27 protein-coding genes are annotated in these 19,435 nt (G+C 22.8%); 5 read left to right on the top strand and 22 right to left on the bottom strand.

Going from position 1 to position 19,435, the window contains the following annotated elements:
* Positions 1–11: 11 nt before the first annotated feature.
* From AACL03_RS01360 to AACL03_RS01285, 16 genes are all read right to left on the bottom strand, one after another.
* Positions 12–134, bottom strand: coding sequence for a hypothetical protein (locus AACL03_RS01360; protein ID WP_255495889.1), 123 nt, complete (start codon positions 132–134; stop codon positions 12–14).
* Between the two features lie 4 nt (positions 135–138).
* Positions 139–795 (bottom strand): hypothetical protein, encoded by a 657-nt coding sequence (locus AACL03_RS01355; protein ID WP_339038906.1) that lies wholly within the window; start codon positions 793–795, stop codon positions 139–141.
* A 505-nt stretch (positions 796–1,300) separates the two neighbouring features.
* Positions 1,301–2,593 carry a hypothetical protein gene (locus tag AACL03_RS01350; protein ID WP_339038904.1) on the bottom strand — a complete coding sequence of 431 codons (1,293 nt, stop codon included), beginning with the start codon at positions 2,591–2,593 and terminating at the stop codon, positions 1,301–1,303.
* A gap of 3 nt (positions 2,594–2,596) precedes the next feature.
* On the bottom strand, positions 2,597–4,294 hold the full coding sequence (locus AACL03_RS01345) for a hypothetical protein (RefSeq protein ID WP_339038902.1): 1,698 nt from the start codon (positions 4,292–4,294) through the stop codon (positions 2,597–2,599).
* An 11-nt stretch (positions 4,295–4,305) separates the two neighbouring features.
* Positions 4,306–5,487, bottom strand: a complete 1,182-nt coding sequence (locus AACL03_RS01340) for a hypothetical protein (RefSeq protein WP_339038900.1) — start codon at positions 5,485–5,487, stop codon at positions 4,306–4,308.
* A gap of 17 nt (positions 5,488–5,504) precedes the next feature.
* On the bottom strand, positions 5,505–5,885 hold the full coding sequence (locus AACL03_RS01335) for a hypothetical protein (protein WP_339038898.1): 381 nt from the start codon (positions 5,883–5,885) through the stop codon (positions 5,505–5,507).
* On the bottom strand, positions 5,886–6,092 hold the full coding sequence (locus AACL03_RS01330; RefSeq protein WP_339038896.1) for a hypothetical protein: 207 nt from the start codon (positions 6,090–6,092) through the stop codon (positions 5,886–5,888).
* Between the two features lie 33 nt (positions 6,093–6,125).
* A complete protein-coding gene (locus tag AACL03_RS01325) occupies positions 6,126–6,284 on the bottom strand; it encodes a hypothetical protein (protein ID WP_339038894.1) in 159 nt (52 codons plus the stop codon).
* A 15-nt stretch (positions 6,285–6,299) separates the two neighbouring features.
* On the bottom strand, positions 6,300–7,070 hold the full coding sequence (locus AACL03_RS01320) for a hypothetical protein (RefSeq protein ID WP_339038892.1): 771 nt from the start codon (positions 7,068–7,070) through the stop codon (positions 6,300–6,302).
* Positions 7,039–7,314, bottom strand: a complete 276-nt coding sequence (locus AACL03_RS01315; RefSeq protein WP_339038890.1) for a hypothetical protein — start codon at positions 7,312–7,314, stop codon at positions 7,039–7,041. The genes AACL03_RS01320 and AACL03_RS01315 overlap by 32 nt, the downstream gene beginning before the upstream one ends.
* Before the next feature lie 337 nt (positions 7,315–7,651).
* Positions 7,652–7,963 carry a hypothetical protein gene (locus tag AACL03_RS01310; protein WP_339038888.1) on the bottom strand — a complete coding sequence of 104 codons (312 nt, stop codon included), beginning with the start codon at positions 7,961–7,963 and terminating at the stop codon, positions 7,652–7,654.
* Complete coding sequence (locus AACL03_RS01305; protein WP_339038886.1) at positions 7,963–8,145, bottom strand: hypothetical protein; 183 nt, start codon at positions 8,143–8,145, stop codon at positions 7,963–7,965. Before AACL03_RS01305 ends, AACL03_RS01310 begins: the two co-directional genes overlap by 1 nt.
* A gap of 112 nt (positions 8,146–8,257) precedes the next feature.
* On the bottom strand, positions 8,258–8,551 hold the full coding sequence (locus AACL03_RS01300) for a hypothetical protein (RefSeq protein ID WP_339038884.1): 294 nt from the start codon (positions 8,549–8,551) through the stop codon (positions 8,258–8,260).
* Positions 8,505–8,978: a hypothetical protein gene (locus AACL03_RS01295; RefSeq protein WP_339038882.1), complete on the bottom strand. Its 474-nt coding sequence runs from the start codon at positions 8,976–8,978 to the stop codon at positions 8,505–8,507. The genes AACL03_RS01300 and AACL03_RS01295 overlap by 47 nt, the downstream gene beginning before the upstream one ends.
* Positions 8,978–9,490, bottom strand: coding sequence for a hypothetical protein (locus AACL03_RS01290; RefSeq protein WP_339038880.1), 513 nt, complete (start codon positions 9,488–9,490; stop codon positions 8,978–8,980). Before AACL03_RS01290 ends, AACL03_RS01295 begins: the two co-directional genes overlap by 1 nt.
* A gap of 2 nt (positions 9,491–9,492) precedes the next feature.
* Positions 9,493–9,744, bottom strand: a complete 252-nt coding sequence (locus AACL03_RS01285; RefSeq protein ID WP_339038878.1) for a hypothetical protein — start codon at positions 9,742–9,744, stop codon at positions 9,493–9,495.
* Positions 9,745–10,034: 290 nt separating this feature from the next.
* Here AACL03_RS01285 and AACL03_RS01280 point away from each other — a divergent pair, with 290 nt between their 5' ends.
* The 3 genes from AACL03_RS01280 to AACL03_RS01270 all read left to right on the top strand — a co-directional run bounded on the left by AACL03_RS01280 (position 10,035) and on the right by AACL03_RS01270 (position 12,502).
* A complete protein-coding gene (locus AACL03_RS01280; RefSeq protein WP_339038665.1) occupies positions 10,035–10,985 on the top strand; it encodes an IS30 family transposase in 951 nt (316 codons plus the stop codon).
* A gap of 665 nt (positions 10,986–11,650) precedes the next feature.
* Positions 11,651–12,343, top strand: coding sequence for a hypothetical protein (locus tag AACL03_RS01275; RefSeq protein WP_339038876.1), 693 nt, complete (start codon positions 11,651–11,653; stop codon positions 12,341–12,343).
* Positions 12,344–12,358: 15 nt separating this feature from the next.
* Positions 12,359–12,502, top strand: a complete 144-nt coding sequence (locus AACL03_RS01270) for a hypothetical protein (RefSeq protein ID WP_286641345.1) — start codon at positions 12,359–12,361, stop codon at positions 12,500–12,502.
* Positions 12,503–12,536: 34 nt separating this feature from the next.
* Here the strand turns inward: AACL03_RS01270 and AACL03_RS01265 are convergent, their stop codons facing one another.
* Complete coding sequence (locus tag AACL03_RS01265) at positions 12,537–13,487, bottom strand: IS30 family transposase (protein ID WP_339038665.1); 951 nt, start codon at positions 13,485–13,487, stop codon at positions 12,537–12,539.
* A 390-nt stretch (positions 13,488–13,877) separates the two neighbouring features.
* Between AACL03_RS01265 and AACL03_RS01260 the strand changes: the two genes are divergently transcribed.
* Positions 13,878–14,687, top strand: coding sequence for a hypothetical protein (locus AACL03_RS01260; RefSeq protein WP_339038874.1), 810 nt, complete (start codon positions 13,878–13,880; stop codon positions 14,685–14,687).
* Here AACL03_RS01260 and AACL03_RS01255 read toward each other — a convergent pair whose 3' ends face one another.
* Genes AACL03_RS01255 through AACL03_RS01235 form a run of 5 tightly spaced genes read right to left on the bottom strand, consistent with a single transcriptional unit; the run spans position 14,688 to position 18,948 of the window.
* The gene (locus AACL03_RS01255; protein ID WP_286641343.1) at positions 14,688–15,269 is read right to left on the bottom strand and encodes a hypothetical protein; all 582 of its coding nucleotides are present in this window, start codon (positions 15,267–15,269) and stop codon (positions 14,688–14,690) included.
* Positions 15,270–15,311: 42 nt separating this feature from the next.
* Positions 15,312–16,259 (bottom strand): methionyl-tRNA formyltransferase, encoded by a 948-nt coding sequence (gene fmt / locus AACL03_RS01250; protein WP_339038872.1) that lies wholly within the window; start codon positions 16,257–16,259, stop codon positions 15,312–15,314.
* The gene (locus tag AACL03_RS01245) at positions 16,246–18,000 is read right to left on the bottom strand and encodes a DUF2779 domain-containing protein (protein ID WP_338959094.1); all 1,755 of its coding nucleotides are present in this window, start codon (positions 17,998–18,000) and stop codon (positions 16,246–16,248) included. Before AACL03_RS01245 ends, fmt begins: the two co-directional genes overlap by 14 nt.
* Positions 18,001–18,036: 36 nt before the next feature.
* Entirely contained in the window at positions 18,037–18,645 is a 609-nt protein-coding gene (locus AACL03_RS01240) for a hypothetical protein (protein ID WP_339038870.1), read from the bottom strand.
* A 21-nt stretch (positions 18,646–18,666) separates the two neighbouring features.
* A complete protein-coding gene (locus AACL03_RS01235) occupies positions 18,667–18,948 on the bottom strand; it encodes a hypothetical protein (protein WP_174480491.1) in 282 nt (93 codons plus the stop codon).
* Positions 18,949–19,160: 212 nt separating this feature from the next.
* On the opposite strand from AACL03_RS01235, the gene rpsT reads away from it, so the two are divergent.
* Entirely contained in the window at positions 19,161–19,421 is a 261-nt protein-coding gene (rpsT, locus tag AACL03_RS01230) for a 30S ribosomal protein S20 (protein WP_338959088.1), read from the top strand.
* Positions 19,422–19,435: the final 14 nt, after the last annotated feature.

Below are 19,435 nucleotides of genomic sequence, written 5' to 3'. Positions count from 1 at the left end.
ACCACCTTTTTTTAAAATATTTGATTAATTTTTAATACAATTTTTACAATAATGAATATAATTAAACCAGCAACCGCAGAAGATAATAAAACTCCTATTAAACCTAAAATAATTTTTATAATTTTAAAAAACATAATATTATTCCTGTAATTCTTCTAATTTTCATACATTACCTTTTAAATTACCTTTTCCACTATAAATAGTAATCAATTTTGCATGTTGAACTGATAAAATTACTATATTAGCACTATCATTAAAGGTTTGTATTTGTACACCAGCAATTTTTTTATCAGTTATAATAAATTCTTGAATAGTATAAACTGGATTATATATACTTCAAGAATAATAAACTCTATAATGTTTATTTTCTTGAAAATCATAAGTAATTTGTCAATTATCTCATTTATTTTTTTCTCTTGTTCCTACTTCTTTTCATTGTTGATTACTTGGACTTGGTGTTGGATTATTTTTTAATTCAATATCTCAATTATTTTCTTCTATTTCATTAGTTTCTAAACTTTTTGAATTAATTTTTATAGGTTTATCTATATTAATTACACTTGGTGAAGTAATATCTAATGTATTACTAGTAATTTGATAAGTATTTTCTTTTAATTCCTCAAAACTAAATATAGCACCACCATCAATTTCACATTTAATAAATAAACTTCATTTATTAGTCGCTTTAGTATAATCAGCATTAAGAATTAAAGAAGCATCTTTATTATCAATTTTACCAATTAAAAGAGTTCATACACCAGTTCCAACAGCTTTAGCTGATTTAAACGTTAACATTAATGGATAACCATTTTGTAATGGTGCAAGTCTTTCTCATGTTATAAATACACGATATGTTTTACCAAGATGAATATCAAAATTATCTCATGTTCTATTATCAACTCTATTTCCTATTACAACTCAATTTTCTTTATTTTGTTTTTTATCAATATTTGCTTTATTTTCATTAATAGCACCAACAATAGTTTTATTAGTAGTTTCTAATGTAGAAACATCAGAAGCAATAACATATGTTTGAAAAGCAATTGGAAACTTTTTTTCTGTTTCTTTTAATTTTTCATCTATATATTTTTATTTGGAATATCTAAATCATCAGTTATAACTGGATTATTTCTATAAATTAAAGTTTTTCCACCAACATTAGTTTTAATAATATCATTAACTAATCTTGTAGTACTATCTTTATCATCTTTATTATTAAATATTCTATTTTCATCAACTGAACTTCCACCAGTAGCACTAATTTTATTATTTTCATCAATAGTTATATTAGTACCAGCAATTAATTTATCTTGTTTTTATCTAATAAATTATTAGTTTCTAGTTTTGTATAGTAATCACGTTCAGTATTTTCTTCTGCTATAAATTCAGTTGCTGTTCCAGTACTTATATATTGATATATATTAGAAATAAAACCTGAGTAATATGTTCCAGGTGTAGCACTTGCACGAATTTTATAATTACTGCAAGTTAAATATAATCTAATATTATTAGTTTCATCTGAATAAAAAGTATCTAATAGAGTATATGATTTTATTGCAGATTCTTCATCTAATTTAAATATAGATTTTCTAGTATATTTATATTTATAAATATCACTCTCATAAATATAACCTCATATTACTAATATTTCTTTATTTAAATTATCAGTTGAAAGTTCATTAGATATCTCTTTTCATAATGGACTAGTTTCAATATTAAATCAGTTATTTTTAATATCATCAATATTTTGTTTATTAATCTCAATTTTATTTTCTAATAATTTAATACTATTTTCATTTGTAGTAATTCTTTTTTGTTGTTTTGCAGAAAAGTCACATGTTGCAGCATGGGTAAAATCACCAATTTGTGGATTATTTTGTAATGCTTCTGGTGGTAATGTTCCAATTTCATTAGGTCAATCTAAAATCATAGTTTCAGTTTTTGGATCATATTCTGTTGCAACATAACCTTTATTTATTAAATTTGTAACTGGTCCTCTATATGTTTCATTTTTATTACCATTAATAGTATCATCATATAATTTTATTTGCTTTGATAATGTAAATTCTTTTTGTTCTTGAATTAATTCATCAACTTGGTTTCTAGTATAAAATGCTTTTAAGTCAATTTTTTCAACATCTATTTCATCATTATTATAATTTGCAAATATTTGTTTTAATTCTGTTAATCTTGCTCATATTTTCATTCTACTAGGAGCTAAATCTCAAATATTAATCGTAGGAGTACTACTTGCACTAAATTGATTACCATTATTAAATTGAATAGTAGCATCAACATTAAATTCAATTGGTGTACGATTAAATACTCAATGTTCAACCATTACATAAACCATATCTCTTAACGTTTCTTTAATTAATTTATCTTTAAAACTATCAAAAGGAAATTTAGATAAAATAAAATCAAGATAAGCATTAATATCATTTTGAGCACGAATAGCAAATGTTTTAAATCAATCATGAACATTTGGTCATGTATTTTTATATTGTCGTGGTGTTTCTGTAATTTTTCCAGTTAATGGATATCAGTTATTATAATTTTCTAAACTGACATCAGTTCAAAGTTTATTAATCATATTTTATCATTCCTTAAAAAATGCTTTTTTATAACGTTTGGTTTTTGATTTAGTTTTTCTATGTGATATATGTATAATTTCTTTTTGTAATTTTTTCTTTCCTTTTTTTACAACTTGATTATATGCAAATTTTTCTAAATGTCTTAACAATCCAGTACCAAATACAGTATTAACTGAGAATCTTAAACCCACCCTTTTAAATGATTTATTGACATTATCAATAGGATTATTAATAACATTAACTACTTTATGATAAGTTCTAATTGTCCTTAATATTTGCCTATAAATTTTAAAACTATCTTTAATCATTTGTTGTACAACTGGTGGAGCAAAAGCAATACTTTTTAATCATTTATTTTGACTAACTCCATATCCAATATATCAACCGCTATATCATCTATATCAATGAAATGGATGTATTTGAATAACAAAAGTTTCTGCTTTGATAATACTATCAATAACTACAATTGGTTTATATTTAGGATTACGATGATAAATAGTAATTCCACATTTATCTAATGATAAAGGTTGAATTTTACAAGCCATAAATACTTGTGAATTTAATGGAATTAATTGTGCATGTTTAATTGCTTTCTTTTCAGCACTTGTAAATACATCAATTGCTTTTTCTTTTAATTTATTAATTTTTTCAAATGCTTGTTTTTCTAATTTTTCGAATTTCTCTTGTAATTTATAAATATTTATTCTTATCTTTTCAAAATATGAAGTATCTTTTCAAAATTTATTTAAACCTTTTTTAAAATAAAATTTAATATCAAAATATTTAAAAGTTTGATTTGCTTTTAATACTAATTTATGAATTGAACTATTTTTAAAATTAAATTTAATTGCATTAGCACGAATTTTTTGTAAATCTAAAATTAAAGATTTTCCATATCTATTTTCTGCATGTATTGTATGAACTAAATTTAATCAGTCATGTTGGTTCATTTTTAATACTTCTTTTAAATCAGTATTATATTTTTGTAAAAAATTGTTTGCTTTATCAATATCTTTAATTTTAAATTTAGGAGTTAACTGTGGACTTAACTTTATTAATTCATTTTGTAATAATAAATAATTTTTTAATTCTTGTGCTTCTAATTTTGCAAAATTATTTTTATATTGTCTTTCAGCAACAAAACCTAAATTTTGTATTATTGTTTCGCGATTTGGAGCATGGTTATAATTAAATAAATAACGTTTATTTCCAATAATTTTATCTGTTAAAAATTGTTTTTCACTTACTTGACTAATGATTTCTTGTAAATTTTTTGCTTTTTTAATACCAATTTGTTCTAATGTTTTAGTTTTTTCTGCTAAACTAATAAATTTAGTTGTACGATAACCACGACTAATTCTATTAAGTCCAGCAAATGCAGGTAATATATTAAAAAAAGTATTTAATGGTGTAACATTTCCTTTTAAATAATCATAAACTTGATTAATAGTAAAATCAGTTAAAAACTCTACACCAACAACACTAATACTAGCAAGTAAATCACTTGCACCTAAACCAAGTGCTAAACTTTCACTTAATCCACCAGTAAAAGGAGCAAGTGCTACTGCTATTACTTGTACACCAATCATTTCTAAAATTTCTCATCATCAACTTTTATGTTCTTGTTGTTGACTTGTTCTAGTATGTTTTGGTTTATTTATGTTTAAAAGTATTGCTGTACTAGTTGTACCAATTGGCATAATAATTATCCTTATTTAAGAGTTATTTTAATTGGGTTTGTTGAACCTTGATAAGTTGCATCATTAATATCAGCAGTAATTACTACATATAAATCCCCTGCTTTTTGATTTTGATTACTTACATCAGTTTTACCTTGTGCATCACTAAAATATTTAATAGTTGGATTTGTTAAATTAGGATTTAATGATTTAAGTTCATTAGTACTTTTTATTTGTGTATTTAATTCACTATTATTGTTATTAACATTTGCAGTAATATCAGTTGTTAAAGTTGTTATTTTACTACTTAAATCAGTTTTATTAATAATTCCACATAACATTCAACGTGATGTTTCTTCTTTTTTAGAAATATAAGGTATTGATTCACCTAATACTTCACCACCAACTTTATATGCTCTACCAAGTTTACCATCAGCAATTTCTTGTACATATACTATTGTTTGTTGTAACATATATCTTTTCATTGCTCTTGGGGTTGCTAAAACAAATGGCATAATTTGTTGTTTTTTACTTGTACTATCAGTAAAAGTCATATAATCATCCATTACAATTTGACATAATACGCCTTTAATATATAAATCATTTCCATTTAATCTTAATTGTTGAGCAATTTGATTATCAGTAATTAAACCTTTATTATTTGCTAAATAAACAATAGTATCATAAAGATTATTAGTAATAAAGAAACGACAATTAGCAGTATTTCTCAATTGAAACAAAGTATTTCATGCATCTAACATTGATTTTAAATATCCAACTGGTGATGTATCACTAATTATTACTTTAGTTGCCTTTTCACTAATTACTTGTGTATCGTCAGTTGCTAGTTTATCTGCTAAATCATTAGCAACTTCATATTGCATACTTTCTAATAAATTTTGTCCATTTTCAGCATTTAAATCAACAGCAGCAATAGTTTCACCAGCAACATATAATTTTTCAATTATTTGTGGAATAGTATCGGTTTGTGCATAACTAACATCTACTCTTTGACTTTTATCATTTCAAGCAATTACCTTAATTGATGGGTCTTTTGGAACTTTAATAATAAATTCAATTTTTGTAGAATTTACTATTTCAATAGGAAAAAAGTTTGCTCATGGACTATTTGATTGTTTAAAAAACTCAATAAATTCGGGTGCTTCTACTAATTTTTGTGTATTATCTAAATTTTTTTGAATATTAATTGCCATTTTTATATTCCTTTCTGTTATAAGTGATTTTTCTTTTTATAATCCAATAAACTACTTTTTGTTATTGAATTTTGTTGATTTGTTATTATTGTTTCTTGTTTACCACCTGTATTAATTGTTTCTTTAAATACTGGTTGTTCTTTAATTATTTTTTTAATAGTTTCTTCAATTTTTGAATTTTCTATATTACTAGTTTTAAATTTTAAAAATTCATAAAATTCATTTTTAACTTGATATTTTTTAAATATATTAATTATTTCTTTTTCTTTAATTTCTTGATTAAGTTTATTTAACTTATTTTCTAATTCAACAATCTTAATTTCTTGCTCTTGTTGTAAATTATTATTTTCAGTTAATGGTTCAGTATTTTGTTCAACATTAGTTTCATTTTCTAACATTTAAATCACACCTTTATTATTTATTTTCTTTCCCATTAATTTTTCATTAAGTTTTGCTAATTTTTTTTGATGTTTCATTACTTTATTATTTCTTCTAATATGTTTTGGAGTTGTAATAAATCTTTTAAATCAAACAATTAATTCTCTACAAATTAATGTTCCTACACTTGTTCCAATAATAATTAATTCATGTAAAAATTCTTTCATTTTTATTTATTCCTTTCAATTATTTCTTTTTAATTATTCATCAAATTGACCACTATTAATTCTTTCAATCATTGATTTTGAATTACTTATAATAGTTACTAATAAAGATATTTCTTTATTTAATTGTTCCATTCTTTCTTTATATGTCTGAATTTCATTGTTATAATATTCAATCAATTTTTCTTTATTCATTAGTTATCATCTCCTTTATAAACTATCATATGTAGTTGGTCTTTCATATAAAACATCACTACTTCCACTATTATTACTAATAGCATCACTATTAATTAATCTTCTTGTTTCATTTGTAAATGATGTTTCTTGCATTTCTTGGTTATGATTTGTAGTTTCCATAGGTAATAAATTATGTATAATTTCACTTGCACCAGCAACTATTGTTGGTACTGCATAAGCATTATTGAAATCATTATTAATCCCCATAGCAACACCACTACTAATCAAACATCCACCAGTTGCCATATTACATATTTTTCTTATTACTTCAAATCTATTAGGTATTAATTCACTTAATCCACCAATTAGATTTGATATACCATAAGTACTTAAACTAATATATGTATCTCAATCCATTTGTTGTTTATTATCATTAGTTAATAATAATGGTCATGGTGGTGTTTCTGTGGTAGTAGTTGTTAATCAAGGTACTGGTTCAGGATTAGGATTGATTTTTGTAAATTTTGCATAATTAATTAAACCAATAGTTCCTAAACCTAATAATATTTTTTTACTTGAATTTAATATTTTCTTTTTAGTACTTGGCATTTGATTTAAGTTTCATATATCAATTCCTAACTTTTTACTAAATAATAAAGCATTAATACTTCCTAATACTGGATTACCAATAATTTGACCATAATAAGCACTTGTACCAATCATTGCTGATAATGGACTTATTCCAATTCTTATTATTTTTAATAAAGTATAGTTATTTGATTGTACATTGGTGTCATTTGGCATTATCATTTACTCCTTCATTTTTTTGTTTAATAAATACTTCAACTCAACCTGTATAGTGAACGTTATCACCAACTAGAATAGCAGTATTTGCATGTGGTTGAGAAACAACTAAATATTCAGCAATAACATTAGGGTATTTTCATAAAATAATTGCTTTTATATCATTACTATCTGTTAAATCTTTTGGATTTGGTGAAAATATGTCTATTTTATCTTGACCAAATAAATCTGTTAATTTAATCATTATCAAAGTCTCCATTTCCCAAATTTCCTCAACTCTTTAGACTTCATTTGTTGAGTAATTCTTTTCAACAACTATAACAATGTTTATCTATAGAATTTTGTGTTTTTTTATTGCATATAGAACATTTATTCATTATTTTTTATCCTTTTTTTTCTAACTCTTTTATTTTGTTTTTGCTTACATAAGTTATTACATTTATGGGCATAAACTCTACCATAACCACATTTATTATTCTTTTTGATTTTTATTATCATTATTTTTAAATGTTTCTTCTTTTTCATCTCAATACAATTTAGTGTTTGCTTCTATTCACTTCTCAAAAGAATTTAACTTTAATTTATTCATTATCAAATTCACCATTTGCTATTTTTATAATTATTTTAAGTAAATTTGGAGCACAACATGTATCTATTTTCCCAAGATATATACTATTTCTTAATTCTTTAATTATTTTTTCTTTATATTCATTAATATATTTTTGAGCCATTTTTCTTCTTATATTTTCAACTTTTATCATATGTTCATCACAAAAATATCTTATTTGTACATTATCTTTATCTAATTTTGTTGGTAAATTATTACAATTTGTTATATGTTTACCAAGTTCATTAACTTCACTAAAACAACACGGTATATTTTCTTTATTCATTATTTTTTCTCCTTTATTTCTAATAATTTTTCTAAAACATAATGATTTTTATCAAATTCTTTAATAAGTCATTTTTTTGTTTCTATGTGATTGTTAGTAACAAGAATTAATCTTTCTATTATATAAATTAATTCTTTTTTATCTGCTCTATCAAAAATTACTTTTAAAATTTCATCTAACATTATTATTTCTCCTTATTTTTATTTAAATTCATAACTAATATTTCTAAACAATTCATACATCAATAATTAGTTAATCAAATTCTTTTATTACAATATTTACATTTATTCATTTTTACTCTTTTCATTTTTTAAATCATTTAACATTAATTGAACAAAATGCACGATTTTTAGGAATGTTTAAAGTATTAAAAATTTGACCAGTTACAATAATTTCATCGTTTTTGTTTAATAAAATACATCGGTTATAAAATTTTGGGTTATTAAAAATTAAAGTAACATAGTTTAAACCATTTCATTGACCACGAACACTATAATATAATTCTTTATTACCTTTTTCGTAATGCTTTGCTTCAATAGTGTTACTTAGTTTTACTGTTAATTTGACATAATTTGCTTTCTCTTTCATTTTTATAATTCCTTAAATAATATTGAATATGCTTATAAGCATCTTGTTCATGTTTTGTTAATTTTATATTTCCTTTATAATTTTCTATTTTAGTTTTATTTTTAGGATGATTTTCTAAATAATCTCAGTTCATAATATCTTCTACTAATACCATTAATGCGCCAATAACTTTAGGTGTTGCTAATGGATTAGTTAGTAATTGTTTTGAACTTAAAAAGAAATTTTCTACAATAACTAATATTTCGTTTTCAAAAAATTGTTCTTTGATTATTGATAGTATTCTTTTATAACGATTTTTACTTTCAAAAACATGTGTTGTGTTGAATGTTTCTGTATAAATAATCCTATTTGTTTCATTTGAATATATAACAATTCCATTATTACCAATACCAGCGGGGTCAATCCCAATAATTAAGTCATATTGCATTATATTAAAAATACTTTTTCATTATGAGTTGAAATTTCCTTATACGAAGTAACTATATAATTAATTGGTAAATCATTATGATTATATGGATTATTTATTTTAAAACCTTTTCTATTTTCTTCTCACGTAATGTTATATTTAAAACAAGGATTAATAATTTTAGTTTTGTTATCTGTTATTTCACCAATAAATCAACTATTATGTTTTTCATAAAATGTTAATTGTTCAAGTTTGATATCATTAAGATAATATTCTTTTGGAGTAATTGGCTGATTAACAGTTATTTTTTGGTCTTTAATATATGGTTCTAATAATTTTATTAATTCATTACCACTTAATTCTCTTTTAATATTTTCTAAATTAAAAACTCAATATGTATATTTATCATCAGCAATAAAACTATTATTTTTAACCATTCATTTTGGACATTGTAATTTATATTCACCATAATCAATAAGAATAGATTGTGGTCTATCTTTTACAATTTGTTCTTTTTTAAATTCTATTTGCATAATTAATCACTTCTACATCAATCACAAACATATCCATATGGGTTTGTATAATCTAAATGTTCAGCAATATCATAATCATCTTTAAATTTTCTAATATCGTGTTGTTCTGATTCTAATTCTGTTTTAAAGTAATAAAGCATATTAATTTTGTCATCTTCATATAATTCATTACATTCAACACATCTTTTTCTTCTTTTTTTAATTTTATTACCAATCTTTCTTAGTGTTTCATAATCAAGAATTTCTATTGCCATAATAATCCTTTCTTAATATGTTCTGTTGCTTCTAGCATAAAGAACATATATTTTGATTTTTTATATTATTAATAACTACTACTATTCGTTTTATTCATTCTGCAAATTCTGGGCTCAAAAATAAATTGTGAAATTTTAAAAAACATTGAGGCATTCGATTCAATATTTATTTAATTTATGTTTAATGCTGAGTTATACTTGTAAGTGCAAGTAAATAAAATTGCAAAAAATTCTCATATAAAAATTTCATAATGCTAAATTTAGTTTAGAAAAAAGTAAGGAGTTTTTATATGAGTTATAAACATCTTGGCATAGATGAAAGAATTTATATTGAGAATCAATTGAAATTTAAATTTAAAATTAGTGAAATAGCTAAAAATCTTAATCGAAGTATTAGTACTATTATTCGAGAAATTAATAGAAATAAAGATAATAATCATTATTTTTCATTAATTGCACAAAATAAAGCTGAAAATCGAAAACAATCACATATTAGTTTTCATAAGTTTAAAAATAAGAATTTAGTAAAATATGTACAACAAAAATTACTATTAGGTTGATCACCTGAACAAATTTATGGCAGAATTAAAAATTTTCATAAAGAATGAGTTATTAGTTTTAAAACAATTTATACTTGAATTTATTTTGGAATGCTTGATAAAGTTACTAGTAAAAATTTAAGAAGAAAAGGTAAAAAACGAAAATCTAAAGAAAATCGTGGCAAGTTTAATGGTAAATCAATTAAAGAACGAGATATAAATGTTAATGATCGTATAACACTTGGTCATTGAGAAGGAGATACTATAGTATCATCACGAGGTAAAAGCAAATCATGTTTAATAACTTTAGTTGAAAGAGTATCACGATTTACTTTAGCAATATTAGTTAAAAACAGAACTACTAAAGTTATTAATAAAAATGTCAGTTATTATTTATCAATTCTTCCTAAAAACATTGTTAAAACTATTACTTTTGATCGTGGCAAAGAATTTTCAAATTGACAACAACTTGAAAAAAATTTAGATGTAAAAATTTATTTTGCCAATCCATATTCACCTTGACAAAGAGGTACTAATGAAAATACTAATGGTTTAATTAGAGAAAAATTTCCTAAAAAATTTATTTTTTCAAAAACTAATAAAAATGAAGTTCATAAATTTATATTGTCTTTAAATCAAAAACCGAGAAAAATACTAAATTATCTTTCACCAATCGAATATTTGGATAGAAAAATAATTTAGTTGCACTTACCTTTACAATTTAGCTAATAAATTAATATTTTAATTGAACCGGCACTGCTCAATTTTTTTTACAAGTTTGAAATTTATTTTCTCGCCCAAAAAAATTTTTCAAAAAAAATAAAAAATAAAACCAACACTTGCCACTCCCAGTGAGCAAGTGTTGGTTAAATAAAGAATAGAATTAATACAATGGGTCCCTACAACAGGTCTATATACACTAGTTTCCAATTCGCTCCCACCCCAAGAATTACCATTAATGGTTAGTATATTTTATTAGGTATCACTCCACTTTTTATTTATCCATGCAAGTCCACATGTTCTAGCTACTATTTTTAACAACTGTGTTGTAGTTCACTTTTTTAGTTCCCTAACACGTGTTGATAATAGTGCTAAAGATTGTTATTAAAAATTTTAAAATTTTACAATTACAAAAAAAGACAAGATTATTTCTTGTCTTTTTCCTTGTTGATAATTTTAATTTAACTTACAAAATGTATATTTTATTTTTTTTAAATACGTCGAATATAAAATATAAATTTAATGTTTTAAGAAAAGAGAGTAATTTTGTCTAATTTTCATTATTTTTCAAATAATTCATTTTTGGAAATAAGTTACTAATATGATAATAAATTATTTCGTAACTTTGACAACCGCCCAGAAAAAATATGAAAAATATAAAAACTTTATTTAAATTAATGACAGCAGTTATTTTAACAACAGTTAGTACAGGCTCACTCATTGCATGTCAATCAGATGATATTCTAAAAATGAATATGCAAGTACAAAAAGATTTTAATTTTTTAGATTCAAATAATAATTCAACAATCAAATTAGATATCTATCAAAATAATATAACTAAATTAACAAAATGAAACTCTATTCAACTAAACAATATTACTGCCAGCAATTTATTAGAAAATGATAGCGAAACTACTAAAGCTAAATCTGCTGATGCTGCTAACTTTTTAGTTGATATTTTAAAATTAAAAGCAGTTAGTGGTCAAGGAAAATATAGACTTTTTAAACATAGTGATACACAATCCATTAAGATGAAAGTTAAATCTTACTCACCAATAATTAATAAAAAAATAGATCATACAGATTATATAATTACAGGTGGTACAGTAACTATATTTTTTTTAAAAAATAATAAACAATTATCTGACAATTATTTATTAAATATTTTATCCAAACCAAATGATGGTCTTGTATTACCTAAATTACCAACCACATCTAAGGTATCATTAAATAACTTTAATGATATTCCAGAATTTAAAATTGGACAACCTAAATCAAAATTATTAGTTGATACAGATTTAACAAACTATCTAAAAAGTCCAATTTATTCTTTCTCCTAAAGAATTGCTGATCTTATGAAACAAGGTGACCACTTTAAAGTTAAAGTAAGTAAGTCCGTAAATGATGGAACTTATTTTGCAAAAGGTGATGTTATTAAAGTAAAATTTTCAATTGGTGAAATTCAATTTAATAGTGAATATACGCTAACTATTATTTAAAATGCTGAGTGCTAAATTGTAAAGGTAAGTGCAACTAAATTATTTTTCTATCCAAATATTCGATTGGTGAAAGATAATTTAGTATTTTTCTCGGTTTTTGATTTAAAGACAATATAAATTTATGAACTTCATTTTTATTAGTTTTTGAAAAAATAAATTTTTTAGGAAATTTTTCTCTAATTAAACCATTAGTATTTTCATTAGTACCTCTTTGTCAAGGTGAATATGGATTGGCAAAATAAATTTTTACATCTAAATTTTTTTCAAGTTGTTGTCAATTTGAAAATTCTTTGCCACGATCAAAAGTAATAGTTTTAACAATGTTTTTAGGAAGAATTGATAAATAATAACTGACATTTTTATTAATAACTTTAGTAGTTCTGTTTTTAACTAATATTGCTAAAGTAAATCGTGATACTCTTTCAACTAAAGTTATTAAACATGATTTGCTTTTACCTCGTGATGATACTATAGTATCTCCTTCTCAATGACCAAGTGTTATACGATCATTAACATTTATATCTCGTTCTTTAATTGATTTACCATTAAACTTGCCACGATTTTCTTTAGATTTTCGTTTTTTACCTTTTCTTCTTAAATTTTTACTAGTAACTTTATCAAGCATTCCAAAATAAATTCAAGTATAAATTGTTTTAAAACTAATAACTCATTCTTTATGAAAATTTTTAATTCTGCCATAAATTTGTTCAGGTGATCAACCTAATAGTAATTTTTGTTGTACATATTTTACTAAATTCTTATTTTTAAACTTATGAAAACTAATATGTGATTGTTTTCGATTTTCAGCTTTATTTTGTGCAATTAATGAAAAATAATGATTATTATCTTTATTTCTATTAATTTCTCGAATAATAGTACTAATACTTCGATTAAGATTTTTAGCTATTTCACTAATTTTAAATTTAAATTTCAATTGATTCTCAATATAAATTCTTTCATCTATGCCAAGATGTTTATAACTCATATAAAAACTCCTTACTTTTTTCTAAACTAAATTTAGCATTATGAAATTTTTATATGAGAATTTTTTGCAATTTTATTTACTTGCACTTACAAGTATAACTCAGCTTAATTTTTTTATTCATAAAACCTTTTTCTCCTTATTTTAATTAAAAACCCTTTACCTTAAAACTTAAGTAAATGGGTATAAACTTATATTAAGTTTATAAAATTATACCATATTGTCTATATTAGATATAAATAATGGATAATAAGTAAAGAATACACTTATTTTACAATTAAATACCATTACAAAACAAATTTAAATAAAAAGATCAATTGATCTTTTTACTTTTAATAATTAAAATAATTTATTATATGTCAATTATTCATAATTAAATTAGGAAGTGACAAAATGTTAAACTTAAATAAATTAAAAGATTATATATTTGAAGTTTTATTAATTTTTAAAAAATCAAAAAAAATAATTAACAATTTTGATTCTGATTATTTAATTGAAAATATTATTATTAATCAATTTTCCAAATTCTTTAATGAACTAAATTTTCAAAATATAAATACTATGAATCTAAGAAGTTTTATTGAATCAGAAATTGATGGAACAGCACAAAATATAAGAAATTTAAACAAAAATTTAGGGCTAGAATATATAGAAGAAAAGATTCTTGATGAACACCATAAAAAACTAAACTATAAACTTTCAAATAGAGACTCATTAAAACAATTATTTAATGAATGAATAGAAATTAATAGTTTTTTAAATAATTTAAAATCTAAAAAAATTAATATCAGAAAATTAGAATTTGGAGATAAAAATGAACAAATTATTAACTATGCCAATAATTTATATTCAATAAATGAAAGATTTCTTAAAAAAATAAATCAAGTAATAATAAATAAAAAAGAAAAAAAGTGAAAATATACTTTAGATTATTTAAAAATATTAATTGCAACCAATATTAATAATTCTAATTTAAATAATCTAAAAAAATATATTGATATAAATAAAAAACTTATTGATGAAATAATAAATTTTGAAGAAAATAACAAAATACCTTTCAGAAATGACCCAGAGCATAATAAATTTATTACAAACTATTCTTATAAAGAATGTCTGTTTTATCTTTTTATTCAATCATTATTTTCTCTCTTCATCACAAAAATAATTAATTTAATACCAAATATTTTATGATCTTTTGAATAACTATTCTAAAACAGTTATTTTTTTATTTTTTAAATAATCAAATTCTTGATCATTTCAAAAACTATAATTTGATCTAATTTTATTTTTACTAAGAGCATAATAAAGTGGAATAGCAACAAAATAAGCAAAGATAGCTTGAATACTATCAGTAATTAATTCATTAACTGTAATAGCATAATCTTGATAAATTACTAAATAAGACAATGGGTAAATAAGTAGTAAAATAGCAGCAAAAAAGAAAGTATAAACAGTACTTCATCAATATTTATTAATTAATAACTTAATAACAAAAAACATTAAAATTCTAATAAAAATTGTAATAGGAATAACCACAATTTTAACACCACTAATTAAATCAAAAATGCCACCCGCAATTGGTCCTGCAAATAACAGCATTGGCCCTTCAAAAAAAGCACAAAATGGAATAAAAACAGCATCAAATAATTGCAAAGTAGAATTTCCACCAAATAAACTAGTAATTGCTCAACCAAAAAGAAAAGTTGAACAATAACCAATTGTTACTAATAAACCAGTAATAATACCAGTCATTGCTAAATATTTAATTGAGCGAAAACGATACATCTTTTCCTCCTAGATTACCAAAAAATATTAGTTATTTTTTTACTATTTAAAGATAAAACCAATTGCAATTGGATTAATTTTAGAACCATAGTAACAAGCTGCTATAATTTCTTTTTTACCTGCTGGTTGAATAACTTTAATTACTATGTTATTAGTTTTAGTGGCAACAATAATACCTAATTTATTTATTGCAACAATTGTTCCTGGCAGAGCATTTGATAATTCATTAGTTACTGCTACTTGATGAATTTTGTATATACTATCATTCAACGTAGTATAAGCAATTGGTGTATTATACAATCCACGAACATGACATGAAATTAATTGTGCTGAAAGATTTCAATTAATTTTTTCATCACTTCTTTTAATATTTAAACCAAAAGTTACTTTATTTTCATCTTGTTCTTGTTCTTCAATTTCATTATTAATGATTTTTAATAAATATTTTATTAACATATTTTGTGCTAAAGTTATCAACTTATTAACTAAAGAAGTATATGTATCCTCAATACCAATTGAAACTTGTTCTTGAACATAAATTGCTCCTGCATCCATTTTACTTACCATTTTCATTAATGTAATACCAGTAGTTTGTAATCCATTAATAATTGCTCATTGAATAGGGGCACCACCACGCAATGATGGTAATAATGAAGCATGAATATTTAAACATTTATATTTTGGTAAATTTAAAATTGCTTTTGGTAAAAATTGACCATAAGCACAAGTAAGAATAACATCAATATTTAATAATTGTAAATCTTTTAAACTTTCAATAATATTTTCGGGTTGGAAAACAGGAATTTGATATTTTTGTGCCAATTGTTTAATTGCTAAAGGAACAACTTCTTGTTTACGACCAATTTTACGATCTGGCTGACAAACAACACCAACTATTTCAATTTCATTTTTCATTGTTAATAACAATGTTTTTAAAATATTTTCAGAAAAAAAAGAAGAACCCATAAATAAAATTTTAAATTTTTTCATAATTTTCGCCCTCAATTTTTGCTTTGTACATTTCAATAATATTTTTTACATGTCAGAATAATACTACCATACCTAAAGTATCTTGAGCACAATATTTTAACATATTTTCACGAAAATTATGAATTCAATTAGTTAAACTAATGTTATTTTCAACTCTTCTACGAAAAACTTCTGATGCCATATCTCCTTTTTTAATAACTAATCCTTCATAAGAAAAGGAAGGTTCAAATGCTGGTAAAGTTTTTTTAATTGAAAGAGAACCATAAAACTGTTCTTTATAAATTTTAAATTCTTTAAAAAAATCTTGTAAATCAATAGTACCATCATGAATTAATGATAATTTATTTTTATATTGAGGGTAATAATAAGCTAATTTTTTAAGAACAGATTTCTCAAATGATTGATTATAAGCAACATACGTACCCTTACCATGAATATTAATTAAATCATAACATAATTTTTTTGTTAACATTTCTCTTGGATCATCATTGCCATCTGCTAAAAATTCATAATGTTTAATTGATTTATAAGTTTTAAAATCAAAATCTGGTGCTAATAACACATGGACAGAATATTGAAAAGGAATTTGTTGATATGGTTTACTATTTTTAAACTTAGGTATTGCAGATTTCATAGTCTCAAAATCATACATATAAATTGGATATTGGTACTTTTTGTATTCAATTTTTAAATCAACAAATTTATTGCCATCAATTAATTTTTCACCATTTTTAATTACATCATATTGTCTTAAATGTAAATTAGACTTTGTTAAAAATGGTAATAATCTTTCATCATTAATTTCTAAGAAATCTTCTTCATAATATCACAATGCTTTCTTAGTTTTTCTTAAACGATATAATTCAAAAATAGTATTATGAATAGAAAAATATTTAAAAATATGAGGACAAAATTGATTACTATTTTCATGACAATAAGGTAAAGTTAATAATTTAACTATTTCGTCAATATCACTAATTTTAATAATATTCTTAATATTTTCATATTGTAATTTCAAATTATTATTTAAAATTTCATCTTGAATTGATTCAAAAAGACTAAAACTTTTTTTAGTATTTGGACTTTTTTGCCAAGTTGATCCATTAACAATAAATAATTCATTTAAATCTATTTTTTCTTTCTTAACATAATTATTATTTAAATACATAATATAAGTATTAACTACTTTAATTCCACATTTGGTTAAAATATCATACTGATAAAGTAAATCTCACATATGTTCTTCTTTAACTCAAGTTACTGCTTTTACTTCAATTAAATCCCAACCATCATTATTTCGCTTTAAAATATCACACTTAGTAACACAACCCTGATATTCAAATCTTGGTTCAAATAAAACATCATACTCTTTATTATTAATAATTTCTATAACATTACTACCCAGTTCAGACTCAAAATTAAAACAAGAATATTTTACTTTAAAATATTCTTGAGCATAGTGCCCAGTTTCAATACCATCTGCAATTGTTTCACCAAGATAAAATTCAGAATCATCTTCTTCATTATAATTATTTTCAAATGTATCATCGTCTAAATCAGAAATAGTAATTAAATTAGATTTAAATTTACTACTTGTTTTAGTATGCGTTAGTTCAACAAAATTTATTATCTTTTTCTCTTCAATTAAATGCTTAGCTAAAGCATAATTTTTTGCATTTAAAAATCATGAAAGTTTTCGACAAATACGGAAATGCTTATAATCATCTTTATAAATTTTCATTACATATCACCCAATTGCCTACTTTAAAATAAAGATTTATTTATCTTTTCATCCAGAAAATTTATCATGAATTGCAATTTTAGGTTTTTCTAAATTTTTAGCACGTGTTTTATTTTCTTTATTTTGTAAACGTTCTTCTTCAATTGCAAGTTTAACGCCTTCATTTTCTTTTTTAATTGCTGCTTTTTCTTCTGCTGTCTTTCTTTTTATTTTAATTTTACCACTACGTTTTTTTGACATTTCAATTTTCTTAAGTGTTTCTTCTAAATCTAATTCACAATTTACTTTTCAAATTGTTTCAAATTCTTTCTTTGATAATTGTTTAGTAAACCCTTCTACCTCAAATGCTTTAGTTGCAAATAAATCATTTTTCTTAGAATCATATAATTTTACAATTACATCAAAAACATCACGATAGCGATATTCTTTACTACTACGTGAAACTACTTGTTCAAATTCTACTGTTTTATGTTGCAATTTTAATTCATCACGCATAAAGGATTTAATAATATTTTTTACTTCTTTTTGACGTTGTTTTTTCTCTTCTTTTTTCTTCTTTTTTGCTGAAATGGTTGTAAAAATAAAAATTATTAAAACTACTCCTATAAGCGCTAACATTCATCATTGACTAGATAAATTTCCCATTTTTTATTCCTCTTTTTTGATTTATAAATTTTCCTCGATTACTGCTAATAGTTTAGTTGGACTCATCGGTGAAATTGTTAAAATTAAATTAACATCTTTTTTAATTACAAAATAAAGATGTGTTTTATTTACTCTAATATATTTAAAACTTTTTGTCTCTTCAATATCATAAGACTCATTAATCAATTTTAAACAATATTCACGTAATTGGATATCATTTAAGTCTTGCAATTTTAATCTTGTTCTAATCCTACCAATACTATGGTAAGAAAATTGATAAGGGTTACGAAAATAGTAACTCATTTATTTACCACACCTACATTTATCATTAAAGTTTTTAAACAAATAATTTACATTAAAAGTGTAAAAAAATTAAAATATACTATTAACAAAAAGCTAACACATTAATTATACTGAAAAAATAAAAAATATTATACAACATTTATGATTTTTGTTATAATTATTTTTGTTGTAATTAATCTATAAAACATGTTCAAAACAAAAAAGGAGAAAAAATGGCTAACATTGCATCACAAATTAAAAGAATTAAAACAAACCAAAAAAGAAATGAAATTAATAAAAGTTATAAATCTAAAGTTAAAACTGCTTTAAAAAAAGCTGAAATATCAATAAAAAACAAAGCAGAAAATGCTGCAGTACTTGTTAATGAAGTATGTAGTTTAATTGATAAAGCTGTTGTTAAAGACATTTATCACATTAATAAAGCTGCTCGTCAAAAATCTAAAATTATGACTAAATTAGCAAAAGCAAAATAACTATAATTTATTTT

Origin of the sequence: Spiroplasma endosymbiont of Andrena trimmerana (assembly GCF_964019575.1) — a bacterium.
Classification (GTDB): domain Bacteria; phylum Bacillota_I; class Bacilli_A; order Mycoplasmatales; family VBWQ01; genus Spiroplasma_E.
This window is presented reverse-complemented; position numbering and strand designations above follow the sequence as displayed.